This window comes from Bacillus sp. UNC125MFCrub1.1, from assembly GCF_000701305.1.
GTDB classification, from domain to species: domain Bacteria; phylum Bacillota; class Bacilli; order Bacillales; family Bacillaceae; genus Bacillus; species Bacillus altitudinis.
In genome coordinates, this window is the sequence record NZ_JNIG01000013.1 from 108,065 (window position 1) to 122,148 (window position 14,084).

Here is a 14,084-nt window from a genome sequence, read left to right on the forward strand (position 1 = left end):
TGGGGCTTTTTACGTTTGATCCGCATGACACCGGGTATAGGTGAAGAAGGAGGGATTATTGATCATGAAAAAAACAGCAGCATTTCTCGTGACCGCTTCACTCGCTTCTTCCACCTTATTTGCTTTCAGCCCATCGATTTCAGCGCACGCCATGACCCAAACGCAGGCAGAACAGTCCATTCCTCAAGGGCCGAATGCAGCGCTAAACAGCATCTATCAGCTGGCGCATAAAGGACAAATGCCATACTATGCAGAAGGACTCAAAATAGGGGTTCAAACAAAAAAAGACGTTCGGCATAAACTAGGACAGCCTTATCCAGAAACGGGTCAAAGCGGCTTTGATTTGTATCATGCCGAAATGGGCAACCCTGGATTTGCTTTTCACTATGACAAAAAAGGCAAGATTAACGAAATCCGTTATTTTGGAACAAATGTAGAAAAAGAAACGAATATCGGAGGAATGACTCCTTCCCTATTAAAGAAACAGCTTGGACCAGCAGATTCAGTCAGCACCATCCCACAAACAAAAGAGAAGAAATACGTTTATCAGACCGGTGATTATGAGCTCGAATTTATCGTCGGACATGATCCAGATATCAGTCAGCACTCGTTAACAGTCTTGCATATCAACCTTATAAAAAGTGATTCTTAAATAAAAAGCATCCTGAGTTTTCGCTCAGGATGCTTTTCTTTATTATGATGCCACTTCTAAATGCGGCTTTTTTTTCAGTTTTCGCTTAAGGACTGGACCTGCTACATAATCAAGGCCAAGTTTTCCGGCATTTCCTTTCGCTGCTATGATAAAGACGGCGATCAGAAGAAGAAGCGGGTTAACAGAAACGGTTCCAGCTAGTAAGAAAGAGACATTCATCACGCTTCCAAAAAAGGCTGCTGTTGTTGTGAACAATCCAACAATTAGTCCTAGACCAACTAAGATTTCTCCCCACATGACCATGGCACTGAAGAGTCCGGCATTTGGCAACGCGACATTTTCTAAAAACCAGACATAGAACGGATAAACAAGATGTCCATCTTTCACAACAGGTTCAGCAATGGCAAATTGCAAATATCCTGATGCATCGAATCCGCCTGTTAGTTTTCCAATACCAGATGTCAGCCAAGTCCATCCGATATAAAGTCTTGCTGCCAAAAGGATAACCGCTGCCCATACATTCGTTTGTAAGAATTTTGTAAACATGATGATGCCTCCTTTTAAATTATGTGAAATATTTCACATTTTCTTTATGATCTTATTATACTACTTAATATACATTTGTGATCCTTTTCACATATATATTCACAAATTGTTCATGAATATCTAGTCGAGGTAAACTTTCCCCTTGCTATGGCCGTCTAAGTTATTTCAGACAGTAAAAAGGGGTTACATTTTGTATGAAAACATTATTTCATTTTGCTTATTTACAGGCCATCTCTTGTCTATTTCCTGTCATGATCTTTACGGTGCTTGCCCTATCAAAGGTCGTGTCTATTCCTTTTCTTCATCGATATGATGTTATTCTTCTGCTTTGCCTTATGGCACAGCTTCTCATGCTGATGCTACGGCTTGAGACGCTGACAGAGTTGAAGGTTATTTGTCTCTTTCATGTGATTGGAATAGGCTTAGAAATCTACAAAGTACATATGGGTTCATGGTCCTATCCTGAAGAAGCTTATACGAAAATTTTTGGGGTTCCGCTCTATAGCGGTTTTATGTATGCGAGCGTGGCAAGCTATATTTATCAGGCACTGACTCGGCTTCACGTGAAGGTGAAAGCATGGCCTCATCCGTATCTTTCGATTGGGATCAGTTTATGTATTTACTTCAATTTCTTTACTCATCACTGGATTTATGATCTACGCTGGTGGCTGACATTACTCCTAGTGGTTGTGTTTCGAAAAACAACAGTTTCCTTTCAGGTCGGTTCATCGACCTTTCGCATGCCGCTTGTTATCTCGTTTTTGCTGATTGGATTTTTTATTTGGGTGGCCGAAAATGTCACGACCTTTTTAGGAGCATGGCAATATCCAAATCAGCAGCATGCTTGGTCTCTCGTCCATCTTGGTAAAATCAGTTCATGGTTTTTACTTGTTGTCATCAGCATTGTACTGGTGATCGAACAGCGAAAACAAAAAAGCGTTCAGCCCATTTGATCTGGCTGAACGCTTTTTTTAGTCCCGAGCGACTTCCTTGCGAAGATCATCGGCGACAAATTCGACATTTGTTCCAATGATGATTTGTACGGAAGTTTTTCCTGACGTCAGTACCCCTTTGGCACCTGCTTTTTTCAATGTACCTTCATTTAATAAATTGGTATCTTCTACTGTTAAACGAAGACGGGTCGCACAATGGTCAATTGTGGTGATATTGTCTTTGCCGCCTAGTCCCTCTACGAGCATACTTCCGGCAGTATGTGTATCATCACCTGAAATATCTTCGATGTCATCATCTTCCCTGCCCGGTGTTTTTAGCTTTAACAATTTAATCAGGAAATAGAAAACAACAAAGTAAATCACGCCATAGATGACCCCAACCACAAGTAACAGAATGGGTTTTTGCGCAATTCCAAAACTTAAAACGTAATCAATCGCACCGGCTGAAAAAGCGAAACCGCTATGAATGCCTAAGGTGTTGACAATAAAGAGCGAAAGACCAGTTAATATCGTATGAACACCATATAAAAGTGGAGATAAAAACATAAATGAGAATTCAATTGGTTCTGTGATTCCTGTAATAAATGACGTCAGTGCCATTCCAATCATTAGACCGGCTGTTGCTTTTCGTTTTTCAGGCTTTGCGGTCACAACCATCGCGAGACATGCCGCCGGCAGCCCAAACATCATCACTGGGAAGAAACCAGTCATAAAGACACCTGCACTTGGATCTCCTTTGAAAAACCGCGCTAAATCACCTGTCGCTCCGCTGAATTCACCGAATTGAAACCAAAATAGATTATTCAACACATGGTGAAGTCCTAATGGAATGAGCAAGCGGTTAAAGAAGCCAAACAGCCCGGCACCCGTTGCTCCAAGACTTAAAATCCACTCTCCCAAATCATTGATCACACTTTGAATTGGAGGCCATACATAACCAAAAACGGCTGCTAATAGAATGGTAAAAAGTGCTGTCATAATAGGCACAAGCCGTCTTCCACTAAAGAAACCTAAGTATTCAGGCAGTTTCGTGTCCTTAAATTTATTGTAAACGTAACCTGCCAAAAGTCCGCACAAAATACCACCCAATACCCCCATATTGTTGGTCGAATTGATCGACGTGGTACCAGCTGACAAAATAAAATAAGAGATCGCTCCTGATAACGCCGCTGCCCCGTTACCGTCCTTTGAAATACCAATCGCTACACCCATAGCAAAAATTAAAGCCAAATTCGCAAAAATTGCATTTCCTGCAGCATGAATAAACGGGATGTTGAATACATCTTCTCGCCCAATAGCCAAAATGATACCCGCTGCAGGAAGCACAGCGATTGGAAGCATAAATGATTTTCCTAACTTTTGAAAAAACTGAAACACCATCTTATTTCTCCCCCCTTCGTCATCATCATGAACAAATCTCTCATGATGTTCATAAAAAATATATCATATGCACATCTAGTTATCTATACCAATTTGTCCACATCTCACCCGAATCTCAGCCTTTACTCTTTTGGCGTAAAATGTGGTAAGCTATTGAATAGAATGAAGTTATAGAAAGCGGGAATGAACAGTGATTGTCAAACATGATCATGAGTTAGAAGCCTTAAAAAAAGTCGGCCGAATTGTCGCTTTGGCAAGAGAAGAAATGAAAAGCCAAGCGAAACCAGGCATGTCTACAAAAGAATTAGATTTGATTGGGAAAAAAATATTAGAAGAACATGGAGCCAATTCAGCTCCTGAAAAAGAATATGATTTCCCCGGTACGACTTGCATCAGTGTCAATGATGAAGTCGCACATGGCATTCCAAGTGAAAAAACCATTTTACAAGAGGGCGACCTCATTAATATTGATATCTCAGCAGAGCTTGATGGATATTATTCCGATACAGGGATTTCATTCGTTTTAGGTACAGGAGATGCTCGTCTTGAAGCATTATGCCAGTGTGCAGAGGATGCATTCCTTGAAGGATTAAAGCACGCGAAAGCCGGAAAAAGACAAAATCAAATTGGCCGTGCAGTCTACAATACGGCGAAAGAACAAGGATTTACCGTCATTAAGAACTTGACAGGACACGGCATTGGGAAAAGCCTGCATGAAGCACCTAACCATATTTTGAACTATTATGATCCATTCGATAATGCTTTGTTTAAGAATGGGACAGTGATCGCCTTTGAACCTTTCATTTCAACAAATGCTGAATCGATTTATCAAGCGGATGACGGCTGGACATTTAAAACACCTGATAAGAGCCTGGTCGCACAGATTGAACATACGATTGTGATCACAAAAGACGAACCGATTATTTTAACAAAGCTGTAAGTAAGCGGGTCCCCTCCTTCACTGGAGGGGATTTCAGCGTGTAGACAAACCCTTTCACGAATCTGTCACGACTAAACAAAAATGCCTGTGGTAAAATAGGCAAAGATATGCGAAAGGGGTCTTATTTGATATGTGGTTCATCATCATCGGTATTATCTTCTTTATTGAAAGTATTATTTTAACGGTTGTAGGTATTAAGAAAAAACAATCCATGATGACCTACCTCGGGATTGTCATCATGATTATGACAGTCGGCATGATCATCGTTACCCTCAACCCGCCAAATTCATAAATGATTATTTCCAGCATATACATGGATCATAGGCAGATAGAATCAGTTTTCATTTCTAAACACCTGCACACTTTTCACGTCCTTTTTTGAGATGTTACAATGCAGGCAGTTTCCATTGAAAGGAGTTTTCTATCATGCATTATGGTAGCAAAGGCTGGTATGTCGAAGAATTAAAGAAGCTTGGTGTGACCAAGCATGAAGGAAGAAAGCTTCAAAGCTTTAAAACTTATTTCCTTGCAAATCTTCTTGAGCAAAAGAAAACGAGCTCTTAAATGTTGAAAAGCCGTACATCCATATCAGATGTACGGCTTTTTTATATGGGCTGAACACGTTTTTCTAAAGACTTCCTGACCACATCTGCTAAGGCATCTACTTCAAGAACTGCTTTCAGCCTGTTTTGATCTACTTGACGGTATTTGACTTCATTGACTTCGTGGACTGTGATGGAATGGGGCGCTTTTTCGACTAACACAAGAGCTTCATCAGGAGAGACCATTCCTTCTTTCAGCACACGCAAATAAAAACCGGTATATCCCGTTTGCTGCACTTCCTTCACAAGCTTCATGTTTCCATGCTTAAGAGAGAGCTTCACACATGGCTGTCTTGGCTGGCTGACCTCAACAATCGCTTCCCCAAACTGAAATACATCTCCAATACGGACTTCTGTCTCTACAAGCTGATGCACGGTCACGTTCTCACCGAAGGCTGCCTCCTGTAACGGCACCCCTAAAAATTGCTCAAAATAAGTATAGTGATCATATGGAAAGACGCAAACGGCTTTATCATAACCTCCATGATGAACCAAATCACCTTGTCCGTCTCCACCAAAATTGAGCTGACTCAAATAGACAGGCTTGTGAATACGCTTTTTGTTGATGGCTGTTTTGATTTCTTTACCATTCACATAGGTGGTGATAGGTTGTCCTACTTGAATTCCTTCGATGTCGTACCTTGTCTGCCCCACTCTCGCCATCTCCTTTGATTGTCTGATTGCTTTTATTTTACATGGTTTGACAGTCAAATCATAGTCGGTACGTGAAGGAACGAGACAGGTTATGGTACGATGAGAAAAAAGGAGAGATGACATTGGTTCATTATCACGCTATTGTAAAAGGACGAGTTCAAGGAGTCGGTTTTCGTTATTTTGTTCAAGGAGAAGCCGTCAATCGAGGGATAAAAGGCTGGGTACGCAACACAGATGAGGGTCACGTGGAGTTAAAAGTAGAAGGAGAGCAGCAGGAGGTGTTTGACTTTTTAGAGACCGTCCGTAAAGGTAGTCCTTTTTCAAAAGTCACACATTTGGACATGGAGCCGCTCACCAAGTTCGCCCATTATCAAGACTTTCGGATTAAAGGATAGTTGATGTGTATCCTTTATTTCACAACAGTAAATGGGTTTGCAACATAATAACCAATCAAGGTTGTACGTGAAGCATCTTTGTAGAGACTCACATGAACATCATAGTTGGCTGATCCACTGTTAGGAAGTAATAAACGAGTAGGTGCTGCAAAAGCGTTTTGTCCAGAGATAGACCCTTCGTGTGTAAAGACTGGTGTCACTGGGAAAGTAAGTTTTCGAACAGCAGCTGTATAATAAAGTGTTTCATTTGTTGTTGCGGTCATGTTGACGTTGACCTGAGGATGAAGCGAAGTATAAGTTGAACGATCGGTTGTCACCTTTAAATCGATGTCATTCTGAACCATTGCTCCAGTCGTTGCTTTAGCTCTTTCATCACCTAGTGGTAGAAATCCGTTGAAACTGAATACAGCCAAAAATATGAGCAATGTCATTTTTTTCATCTATATTCCCCCTTTTTGATTTCATCGCCATTAAACCATCATTTTCCAAATCAAACAACATTCAAAAGACTCATTTCATACAAAAAAACCTAGCTTTTCGCTAGGCTCTTTCCGTCCCGTGGTAGGGTTTTTCCTGATAAAAATAATTCGGTTTCACGATCGTATTGTCATAGTGACGATGGAAGATATGCGTAGCAGCTGGTGATACTGGCGGAATCAGCCATGTCCAATCACCAGTCAGCTTACGGTCAGCCTTTTCTTCCTGTTTTTCAAACTGCTTGAATTGATGGGCTGCTGTATGGTGATCTACAATGGTTACCCCTGCCTCGCGATAAGAGTGCAGAACCGCGACATTCAATTCGACAATGGCTTTGTCTTTCCAAAGTGACGAATTTTTTGTTGTATCGAGCCCTAAAATAGAAGCGACTTTTTTCAACATATTGTAGCGGTTTTCGTCAGCTAGATTTCGTGCGCCAATTTCTGTTCCCATATACCATCCATTAAACGGTGCCGCATTGTAATGAATGCCACCAATTTCTAATTTCATATCAGCAATAATCGGAACAGCATACCATTTCAGTCCTAAATCACCGAATTCATCATATTCAGGATGAGTGATCTCTACCTCTTGAACAATCTCTTTCGGAAGATCATACAGAACCGGCGGCTGATCTTTTAGCTGAAACATCAGTGGCAGAAGGTCAAAATGCGTGCCTTCGCCTTTCCAGCCATGCGCTTCACACAACTTGGTTAATTCAAGTGATGCCTCGTCCCCAATGATGCCATATTCCGACTCATATCCCGCATAACGAACGAGCTGATGATTATAAATAACGACTTCCTTCCGTCCCTTATTCTCTGGTGGGAAGATGGTAATGGACGGTTTGATTTTACCTCCATTTGTCGCATACTCAATATGATGAAAGAGTGCCTCTTTCACCTCATCTTCTGTTGTCACGTGCCGGCAGTCATGCACATGCAGTGTTGACCAAAACAAGCGCCCAATGCACCGGTTGCTGTTGCGCCATGCCATTTTTGCCCCGTGAGCTAATTCTTCCTGCGTATGAGTATACATGCCGTCAGACTCAATTTCTTGTTTTATTTCATGCAGACGTGCTGCTTTTTCTTCATTTGACTTGCCTAATTCTTCATAGCATACAGAAATAAAAGCTTCTGCTTCATTCCACAACGCTTCTTGGTTACTCAAACATACTCGCCTCACTTTAATACGAATATATCCATTGTAGCGGTTTCTATTGATAAATTCACTTGTTTCAAACCATTTTTTATCATATCGTGCGACGATTGTCCTTAGACAATGGATGAATCAATGACTTCAAGGGTCTTTTGGAGCCAGCGAACATACCCTTTTTCCCTTTCGATTGCTCTTGTCAGTACTAAATAATGCCCGAATTGTGTTGAATGCAGTGATTGGGCAGATGGATCTTCTTCTGTTAAAATATTCAGTTTCTGTTCAAGCATCTCCACTTTCTTTGTTCGCTCCTGCAGCTGATGTGAGAAGAGACCGACCGCTTCTTTTTGATCCATAGATGAGATAAAGAACGTTTTTAACATAAATTCATCTTTTGTTGTGTCTGGAATCGGGCCTTTTTTCCTTAACCACTCATGCAGTTCTCTTTTTCCTGCATCAGTGATTTGATAAACCTTCTTCTCTAGCTTCTTTCCTTGTATGTGAATATCAAATTCAATAAAACCCTCTTCTGTTAGCCGCTTTAATTCAGGGTATATTTGACTATGCTTCGCACTCCAAAACTGTCCAAGGGAATCTTCAAAGTGTTTCTTCATATCGTATCCCGTCAGCTCACGCTGATCTAGTAAGCCAAGAATGGCATATTTCAGTACTCTCATGACATGCCTCCAACGCATATTCTTTGACAATAGTATACCATACACCCTAAAATAAACATGTAAATCATGACATGTTTGAAACAACATCATTTTAATTGAAAGAAGGAATAAACATGGATCAATTCGTTGGACTTCATATGATTTATACGTATGAAAATGGCTGGGAATATGAGATTTACATTAAAAATGATCACACCATTGATTACCGCATTCATAGCGGAATGGTTGGAGGCCGCTGGGTTCGTGATCAAGAAGTGAATATTGTGAAGCTGACAAAAGGGGTATACAAAGTTTCCTGGACGGAACCGACTGGGACAGACGTGTCTTTAAACTTTATGCCTGAGGAGAAACGCATGCATGGGGTCATTTTCTTCCCAAAATGGGTGCATGAACGTCCAGATATCACCGTTTGCTATCAAAATGACTATATCGACCTCATGAAAGAATCCCGTGAAAAATATGAAACCTATCCGAAGTATGTCGTACCAGAATTCGCAGACATTACGTACATCCACCATGCTGGGGTAAACGATGAAACGATTATCGCAGAAGCACCGTATGAAGGCATGACCGATGAGATCAGAGCTGGACGAAAATAGAAAAAGCGGCACGCACTGTGCCGCTTCTAGATGGTTGACAAAGGACTAAAATGAACTTGATTTTAGTCCTTTTTATTTCATACCTAACGTCTTTTGAGATAACAAGAATCGGTAAACTGGTAGTTCATCGCCTACTTTTGATGCAATAAAACCTGATGACATATAACTGTCTTTTGATTCTGGTTCAAGGGCAAGTGACAACAAATTGGTCTCTGGCTGTGCCGTCACATATACCTTTGTTCCTTTTGGCAGTTGACGTTTCTTTTCAACGAGTCTCGTTTCAAGCTGAATATCTGTTTTGCTTGCTTCCACTCGTTTTGTTACCTGATAGGCTTGTACAGGTACTTTCATGCCAACAGGAAGTGTCACACTTTTTAACCCTAAAGTCCTGAGCTTTCTATCTACTCCTTCATGTCCTGGGAGAATGAGATAAGCTGTCGGCCGTTCTCTTGTTAAGACAGGAACCGCATCACTTGCACTATGAAAACGTACCGGGACATTGGTGGTTTGTCCTTTCTCAATATCCACCATTTCAAGTGAATCGTTCACAGGCGCCTTGAAAGCATCTTGAATGACTACTTGATCATCATCGTTTGGTTGAAGACCTTTTTTCACAAGTTTCAGCCGCTCCGTCACCATTTGCTGCTTCACCTGCTTAGCATGCTTCACTGTTGTCTCAATGATTTTTTCATGAGTGGTGACTTGTGCTGCCACGCGCCGGGTAAAGTCCTCTCTGCCAATTCCAATCCCTCTGCTTTCTACGAGAAAGGATAAAGCTGGTGAAAGCGCTAGGGCATTTCGGCCAATTCGTGCATCAGTTCCGCCTTCATAAAGATCGATTTTTCCGTCCTTCCCTCTTGTGTTTGTATAATATAAATCGTTGGAAAATCCTTTATTCGTCAATGCTTCACGCACTCCGTTGACGTACAATTCATTTGACGTGAAACGAATGCTTTCAGGAATGTTCAAATTCTTACCGGATAATATCAGCAAATCGTGATACTTGAGAGCACCTGATGCACCGATGTCTTCAAACTGCTTTTGACCGACATCATATTCATGGGCATCGATGACGACCTCGGGCGCAAAGCGATTAAATTCTTGATGTAGGGCTGTCAGCTCTGGAGATTCTAGTGTCATGTGGTCACGGTTGCCATCCATTCCGTTTGCAAGCCTGCGGTCAAATGCATAAGAACCATCTGGATTGATTCTTGGAACAATGATGACGTTGACATGGCTCAGTATACGCTCTCCTTCATCACCTGCTAGTCGTTTGGCGATGACAAGGGCAGATTCACCGGAGGCTGGTTCATTTCCGTGTATTTGTGCTTGAAGCCAGATCGTTGGCTTTTTTGACAGTGGAGAGATGTGGCGGTCCTTTGTAAAATAGAGGGCTGGAATGGACCTGCCTTCAATGGATGTTCCAATCTGTTTCTGCGTGGCGTAAGGACTTTTACTGACAATGTCACGTAAAAAATCTTGAAGCTCTTCTTGTGTGGTAAATGCTTCTCCTTTTTTCTGAAAGGCAGGGGTATCAAACGTTTCGTCAGGCTCAGGATACAGTTTTTGAACCGTGGCTGGCTGCTCATAGCTTTTTCCATAATAAGGGGTCTCTGCATTCGCTGAAGCTGGTGTCACCATCGACAAACTTCCTGCCATGAGGCATATAGCAGCAAAAAGAATGGTACTTTTCTGTTTGGACATGCTATCCTCTCCCTTCGTTGATTTGCATTATAAAGAAAAAAACAGCAAAAGTGTCAGCATTTTTCAAAAATATATCTTTTGGAGGAATCATGCATGTCTTTATATAGGGCAAATGAATGGATGTTGCCCTGCAATAGGACCTAAAAAAGAGCGCCTGCATGAGCAGCAGACACTCTTCTCATTACCAGATCGAAATGGCCCCAATTAGAACCGCCATCACTGTCATGGCGACGACTGCAAGAACCGCCCATTTCATGCCAAATTTCTGATGCTGATCTAGTGATACCCCAACGAGTCCCACAAGTAAATGAGTCGATGGAACAAGTGGGCTTAACATATGAATCGGCTGACCAATGATAGATGCTCTCGCAATCTCAATTTTATCGACACCGTACGCTGCCGCTGTTTCTGATAGGATCGGCAGTACCCCATAAAAGTATGCATCATTTGGCATAAAGAAAGTGAAGATCCCGCTCGTTAGCGCGACAATGACTGGAATAAACCCGCCAAGCTGCTCTGGAATAGCTGAAACAATCGAAATCGCCATTTCATCAACCATTTTCGTCCCAGTTAAGATACCTGTAAAAACACCTGCTGCAAAGATCATGGAAGCAATCGCTAAGACGTTGGTTGAGTGAGCCGCAATCCGCTCACGCTGCTGCTCTAAATTCGGATAGTTCACGATAATGGCGACACAGAAGGCAAGAACAAACAGAACCGTTAAGCTTACTTTTCCAGACACAAGCAAGAGAACCAAAAGCAAAGTCAGTGTCAGGTTAAACCACCAAAGTTTCGGTCGCTTAATATCATCTTGCAGCGCTGCTGCCATTTCATTTGCATGAATCGGCTGTTCGAGCTCAATAACACCAAGACGTTTTCTTTCAGACTTCCCAAGAAAGTATGCCACCACAATCATGCTCAAAACCCCTGCACCAATGACTGGAATCATCGGGCCAAATAAAAGTGATGGATCAACGCCAAGTGCACTTGCCGCTCTAGGTGTTGCCCCTCCCCATGGAATCGTATTCATAATCCCCATGCCGACTCCGGCAATACCCGCTAAAATAATCGGACGAATGCCAAGCAGTGTAAATAGTGGAAGCATGGCTGTTGTTGTAATCATGTACGTTGTGGTTCCATCACCGTCAAGTGCGACAAGCATCGTCAGAACGGCTGTTCCGACAACAATTTTTAATGGATCGCCTTTGACGATCTTTAAAATTTTCGCCACCATTGGATCGAATAAACCTGCATCAATCATAATCCCGAAGTACAAAATGGCAAACATGATCATGACCGCCGTTGGTGCAACTTGCTGTACACCTTTGACAATCATGTCTGAAATTTCTGTAAAATGAAAACCTGCAATAAGAGCAAATGCAATCGGTGTTAATACCAATGCCGTTAAAACAGACATACGTTTCGTCATAATTAAAACCATAAATACAATCATCATAAGAAATCCTAAGATCGCTAACATTTCGTTCACCCCTTATGTTGTATACGCTTTCATTAAATGTTGGTATCCCATTTCCAACCCTTTCTGTCATGATATCTGACGCCTTAATTGAAGTAAATATTATGAATTTTAATTCTTTTTTGGTCGATAAATGCTTTTTGTTCATTTTGTGCAATTGTTGTTGTTTGTTGGTTCCATGAAAAAAAGCGGTCTCATTTGACCGCTTTTTCTCCTTGTATAAATTGCTCATAACGCCTTAATTGATCTTCCATATAGACCTTTGCTTCTTTACTATTCATATAACGGCCTGTCCAGCCTTTTTGTTTTAACTGCTTTTTCCATGACTTCGTTTGCGTCATTTTTTGAAGAAGCTGATCCCATGCTCGAATGTCGTGCTGATTCATTTGCTTTGGTCCCATCACACCACGCCAATGAGAGAAGATGAGCGGAATCCCTTGTTCTTTCCAAGTGGGCACGTCTTTGAATCCTTCTAAACGCTGATTCGTTGTGGTTGCAACGAGCTTCAACCTTTTCTTTTCATAATCATGGCGAACTTCTGTAATGGTTGTAGTCGCCGCATCTACCTCATGGTCAATGAGTGCTTGAAATAAATCATCTGCACTGTCAAATTTTAAAAACTGAATGCGGTACGGATCTATCCCTGCCATTTCGGCAGCCCGTGCGAATGAGATTTGATCATCATTTCCAAAGTCCGGGGCAAACCCAATTTTTAAGGAATCCGGTTTCTTTTTTAGTGCGTGTAATAGCTCTTTTCCATTTGAGAAAGGAGAATCAACTGGCACTGCGACTACCTGCCACTCTTCCGCAAGAATAGCGAGCGGGGTAAAATCATTCATGGTCACGTTACTGCTGCCCAGCAAATTACGGCTTAATAATAAGCTTGAATTTAAACTGATATAATTGGCATCTCGCTCCATCATATAGGTCCAGCCTTTATCAACCGTTCCGCCTCTTTGATAAAGAATATGCACAGGCTCTTCCACTAGCTTTTCTTGTTCTAGTACGGTTTTCATCACTTGAGCCGTTTGGTCAAATCCGCCATCAGGTACACCTGATACCACAATATATAATGGGCTGTGCTCCAGGAAAGAATCTTTTGCTGTTTTTTCATTAAAGGTGAGCGTTGTACAAAGACAGACCAAAATGAGTAAGAGTATTCCTTTTTTCATTTTTATGACTCCGTTTGTTTTTTGGCGGGATAATATTTTCGTTCTGGTCTACCAATGATTCCATATGCCAGCTCTGCCCGGCATTCTCCCGTTGTCACAAGATACTCTACGTATCGTCTTGCTGTTGTGCGTGATGCGCCCATTTTTTCTCCGAGTTCTTCTGCTGTAATTCCGTTCATCTCTGCTGCCATGAATGTTTTCACTTTGTCCAAAGTCAGTGAATTAATGCCTGTTGGCAAGTCTCGCTCATCCTTTTGTTGCGATTCTTCCTGTATTTGACCAAAAAACAGATCAATCATCGTTTGATTGACTTCCTCTTTTGAATTGATTAACTCTCTCTTCTCTTTATATTCGGTTAACACCTGCGTGAATTTTTGGGCGGTCACTGGTTTGATTAAATAATGAACGACTCCATAATGCAGGGCGTCTCTTAACAGCATCGTTTCCGTTGCAGCCGTGATAATGATCACATCCACTTCAGGATGGCGCTCTCTTAACAGCGGCAAAAGGTTCGTGCCGAGCTCATCAGGCATGTAGACATCAAGTAAAATGAGATCCACTTGTTCTTTTTGAAGTGCCTCCCACAGATCCTTTGCACTCTTTGCCTTGCCGGCCACTTGAAAGCCTTGTACCTTTTGTATATAAGATTCATGAATCGCAGCGATTCGAAAATCATCTTCCGCAATGAGTACCTTGATCAC

The 14,084-nt window shown here is 41.7% G+C and carries 17 protein-coding genes; 7 read left to right on the plus strand and 10 right to left on the minus strand.

Annotation, left to right across the window (positions count from 1 at the left end; genetic code table 11):
• Positions 1-64: 64 nt before the first annotated feature.
• On the plus strand, positions 65-652 hold the full coding sequence (locus tag N521_RS11300; RefSeq protein ID WP_035391517.1) for a YjgB family protein: 588 nt from the start codon (positions 65-67) through the stop codon (positions 650-652).
• A 42-nt stretch (positions 653-694) separates the two neighbouring features.
• On the opposite strand, the gene N521_RS11305 is transcribed toward N521_RS11300, so the two are convergent.
• Entirely contained in the window at positions 695-1,198 is a 504-nt protein-coding gene (locus N521_RS11305; protein ID WP_035391360.1) for a DoxX family protein, read from the minus strand.
• 194 nt (positions 1,199-1,392) lie between these two features.
• Here N521_RS11305 and N521_RS11310 point away from each other — a divergent pair, with 194 nt between their 5' ends.
• The gene (locus N521_RS11310) at positions 1,393-2,151 is read left to right on the plus strand and encodes a DUF817 domain-containing protein (protein ID WP_035391361.1); all 759 of its coding nucleotides are present in this window, start codon (positions 1,393-1,395) and stop codon (positions 2,149-2,151) included.
• Between the two features lie 18 nt (positions 2,152-2,169).
• Here N521_RS11310 and nagE read toward each other — a convergent pair whose 3' ends face one another.
• Positions 2,170-3,531 carry an N-acetylglucosamine-specific PTS transporter subunit IIBC gene (nagE, locus tag N521_RS11315; RefSeq protein WP_035391362.1) on the minus strand — a complete coding sequence of 454 codons (1,362 nt, stop codon included), beginning with the start codon at positions 3,529-3,531 and terminating at the stop codon, positions 2,170-2,172.
• 190 nt (positions 3,532-3,721) lie between these two features.
• On the opposite strand from nagE, the gene map reads away from it, so the two are divergent.
• The 3 genes from map to N521_RS19270 all read left to right on the plus strand — a co-directional run bounded on the left by map (position 3,722) and on the right by N521_RS19270 (position 5,035).
• Complete coding sequence (gene map / locus N521_RS11320) at positions 3,722-4,471, plus strand: type I methionyl aminopeptidase (RefSeq protein WP_008341769.1); 750 nt, start codon at positions 3,722-3,724, stop codon at positions 4,469-4,471.
• Between the two features lie 130 nt (positions 4,472-4,601).
• Complete coding sequence (locus N521_RS19680; RefSeq protein ID WP_017366810.1) at positions 4,602-4,763, plus strand: hypothetical protein; 162 nt, start codon at positions 4,602-4,604, stop codon at positions 4,761-4,763.
• A 134-nt stretch (positions 4,764-4,897) separates the two neighbouring features.
• Positions 4,898-5,035 carry a YflJ family protein gene (locus N521_RS19270; RefSeq protein ID WP_008341771.1) on the plus strand — a complete coding sequence of 46 codons (138 nt, stop codon included), beginning with the start codon at positions 4,898-4,900 and terminating at the stop codon, positions 5,033-5,035.
• Positions 5,036-5,076: 41 nt separating this feature from the next.
• Here N521_RS19270 and N521_RS11325 read toward each other — a convergent pair whose 3' ends face one another.
• Positions 5,077-5,727, minus strand: coding sequence for an MOSC domain-containing protein (locus tag N521_RS11325; protein WP_035391364.1), 651 nt, complete (start codon positions 5,725-5,727; stop codon positions 5,077-5,079).
• 122 nt (positions 5,728-5,849) lie between these two features.
• Between N521_RS11325 and N521_RS11330 the strand changes: the two genes are divergently transcribed.
• The gene (locus N521_RS11330; RefSeq protein ID WP_035391366.1) at positions 5,850-6,122 is read left to right on the plus strand and encodes an acylphosphatase; all 273 of its coding nucleotides are present in this window, start codon (positions 5,850-5,852) and stop codon (positions 6,120-6,122) included.
• A gap of 14 nt (positions 6,123-6,136) precedes the next feature.
• Here N521_RS11330 and N521_RS11335 read toward each other — a convergent pair whose 3' ends face one another.
• From N521_RS11335 to N521_RS11345, 3 genes are all read right to left on the minus strand, one after another.
• On the minus strand, positions 6,137-6,562 hold the full coding sequence (locus tag N521_RS11335) for a hypothetical protein (protein WP_017366807.1): 426 nt from the start codon (positions 6,560-6,562) through the stop codon (positions 6,137-6,139).
• A gap of 100 nt (positions 6,563-6,662) precedes the next feature.
• Positions 6,663-7,769, minus strand: a complete 1,107-nt coding sequence (locus tag N521_RS11340; RefSeq protein ID WP_035391368.1) for a nitric oxide synthase oxygenase — start codon at positions 7,767-7,769, stop codon at positions 6,663-6,665.
• Positions 7,770-7,873: 104 nt separating this feature from the next.
• Entirely contained in the window at positions 7,874-8,431 is a 558-nt protein-coding gene (locus N521_RS11345) for a PadR family transcriptional regulator (protein ID WP_019743519.1), read from the minus strand.
• Positions 8,432-8,544: 113 nt separating this feature from the next.
• On the opposite strand from N521_RS11345, the gene N521_RS11350 reads away from it, so the two are divergent.
• Positions 8,545-9,030, plus strand: a complete 486-nt coding sequence (locus tag N521_RS11350) for a phenolic acid decarboxylase (protein WP_008341777.1) — start codon at positions 8,545-8,547, stop codon at positions 9,028-9,030.
• Between the two features lie 72 nt (positions 9,031-9,102).
• Here N521_RS11350 and N521_RS11355 read toward each other — a convergent pair whose 3' ends face one another.
• The 4 genes from N521_RS11355 to N521_RS11370 form a co-directional block, all read right to left on the minus strand.
• Entirely contained in the window at positions 9,103-10,734 is a 1,632-nt protein-coding gene (locus N521_RS11355) for a M14 family metallopeptidase (protein ID WP_035391370.1), read from the minus strand.
• A 181-nt stretch (positions 10,735-10,915) separates the two neighbouring features.
• A complete protein-coding gene (locus tag N521_RS11360; RefSeq protein WP_008341779.1) occupies positions 10,916-12,214 on the minus strand; it encodes an Mg(2+)/citrate complex secondary transporter CitM in 1,299 nt (432 codons plus the stop codon).
• A 191-nt stretch (positions 12,215-12,405) separates the two neighbouring features.
• Complete coding sequence (locus N521_RS11365; RefSeq protein WP_025206911.1) at positions 12,406-13,383, minus strand: tripartite tricarboxylate transporter substrate-binding protein; 978 nt, start codon at positions 13,381-13,383, stop codon at positions 12,406-12,408.
• A gap of 2 nt (positions 13,384-13,385) precedes the next feature.
• Complete coding sequence (locus tag N521_RS11370) at positions 13,386-14,084, minus strand: response regulator (RefSeq protein ID WP_025206910.1); 699 nt, start codon at positions 14,082-14,084, stop codon at positions 13,386-13,388.

Excerpts from the sequence above, each read along its gene's own strand:
- N521_RS11365 (WP_025206911.1), bottom strand. The coding sequence starts at position 13,383 with ATGAAAAAAGGAATACTCTTACTCATTTTGGTCTGTCTTTGTACAACG.
- N521_RS11300 (WP_035391517.1), top strand. The coding sequence starts at position 65 with ATGAAAAAAACAGCAGCATTTCTCGTGACCGCTTCACTCGCTTCTTCC.
- N521_RS19270 (WP_008341771.1), top strand. The coding sequence starts at position 4,898 with ATGCATTATGGTAGCAAAGGCTGGTATGTCGAAGAATTAAAGAAGCTT.
- N521_RS11360 (WP_008341779.1), bottom strand. The coding sequence starts at position 12,214 with ATGTTAGCGATCTTAGGATTTCTTATGATGATTGTATTTATGGTTTTA.
- N521_RS11335 (WP_017366807.1), bottom strand. The coding sequence starts at position 6,562 with ATGAAAAAAATGACATTGCTCATATTTTTGGCTGTATTCAGTTTCAAC.
- N521_RS11345 (WP_019743519.1), bottom strand. The coding sequence starts at position 8,431 with ATGAGAGTACTGAAATATGCCATTCTTGGCTTACTAGATCAGCGTGAG.
- N521_RS11305 (WP_035391360.1), bottom strand. The coding sequence starts at position 1,198 with ATGTTTACAAAATTCTTACAAACGAATGTATGGGCAGCGGTTATCCTT.
- nagE (WP_035391362.1), bottom strand. The coding sequence starts at position 3,531 with ATGGTGTTTCAGTTTTTTCAAAAGTTAGGAAAATCATTTATGCTTCCA.
- N521_RS11310 (WP_035391361.1), top strand. The coding sequence starts at position 1,393 with ATGAAAACATTATTTCATTTTGCTTATTTACAGGCCATCTCTTGTCTA.
- N521_RS11350 (WP_008341777.1), top strand. The coding sequence starts at position 8,545 with ATGGATCAATTCGTTGGACTTCATATGATTTATACGTATGAAAATGGC.
- N521_RS19680 (WP_017366810.1), top strand. The coding sequence starts at position 4,602 with ATGTGGTTCATCATCATCGGTATTATCTTCTTTATTGAAAGTATTATT.
- N521_RS11355 (WP_035391370.1), bottom strand. The coding sequence starts at position 10,734 with ATGTCCAAACAGAAAAGTACCATTCTTTTTGCTGCTATATGCCTCATG.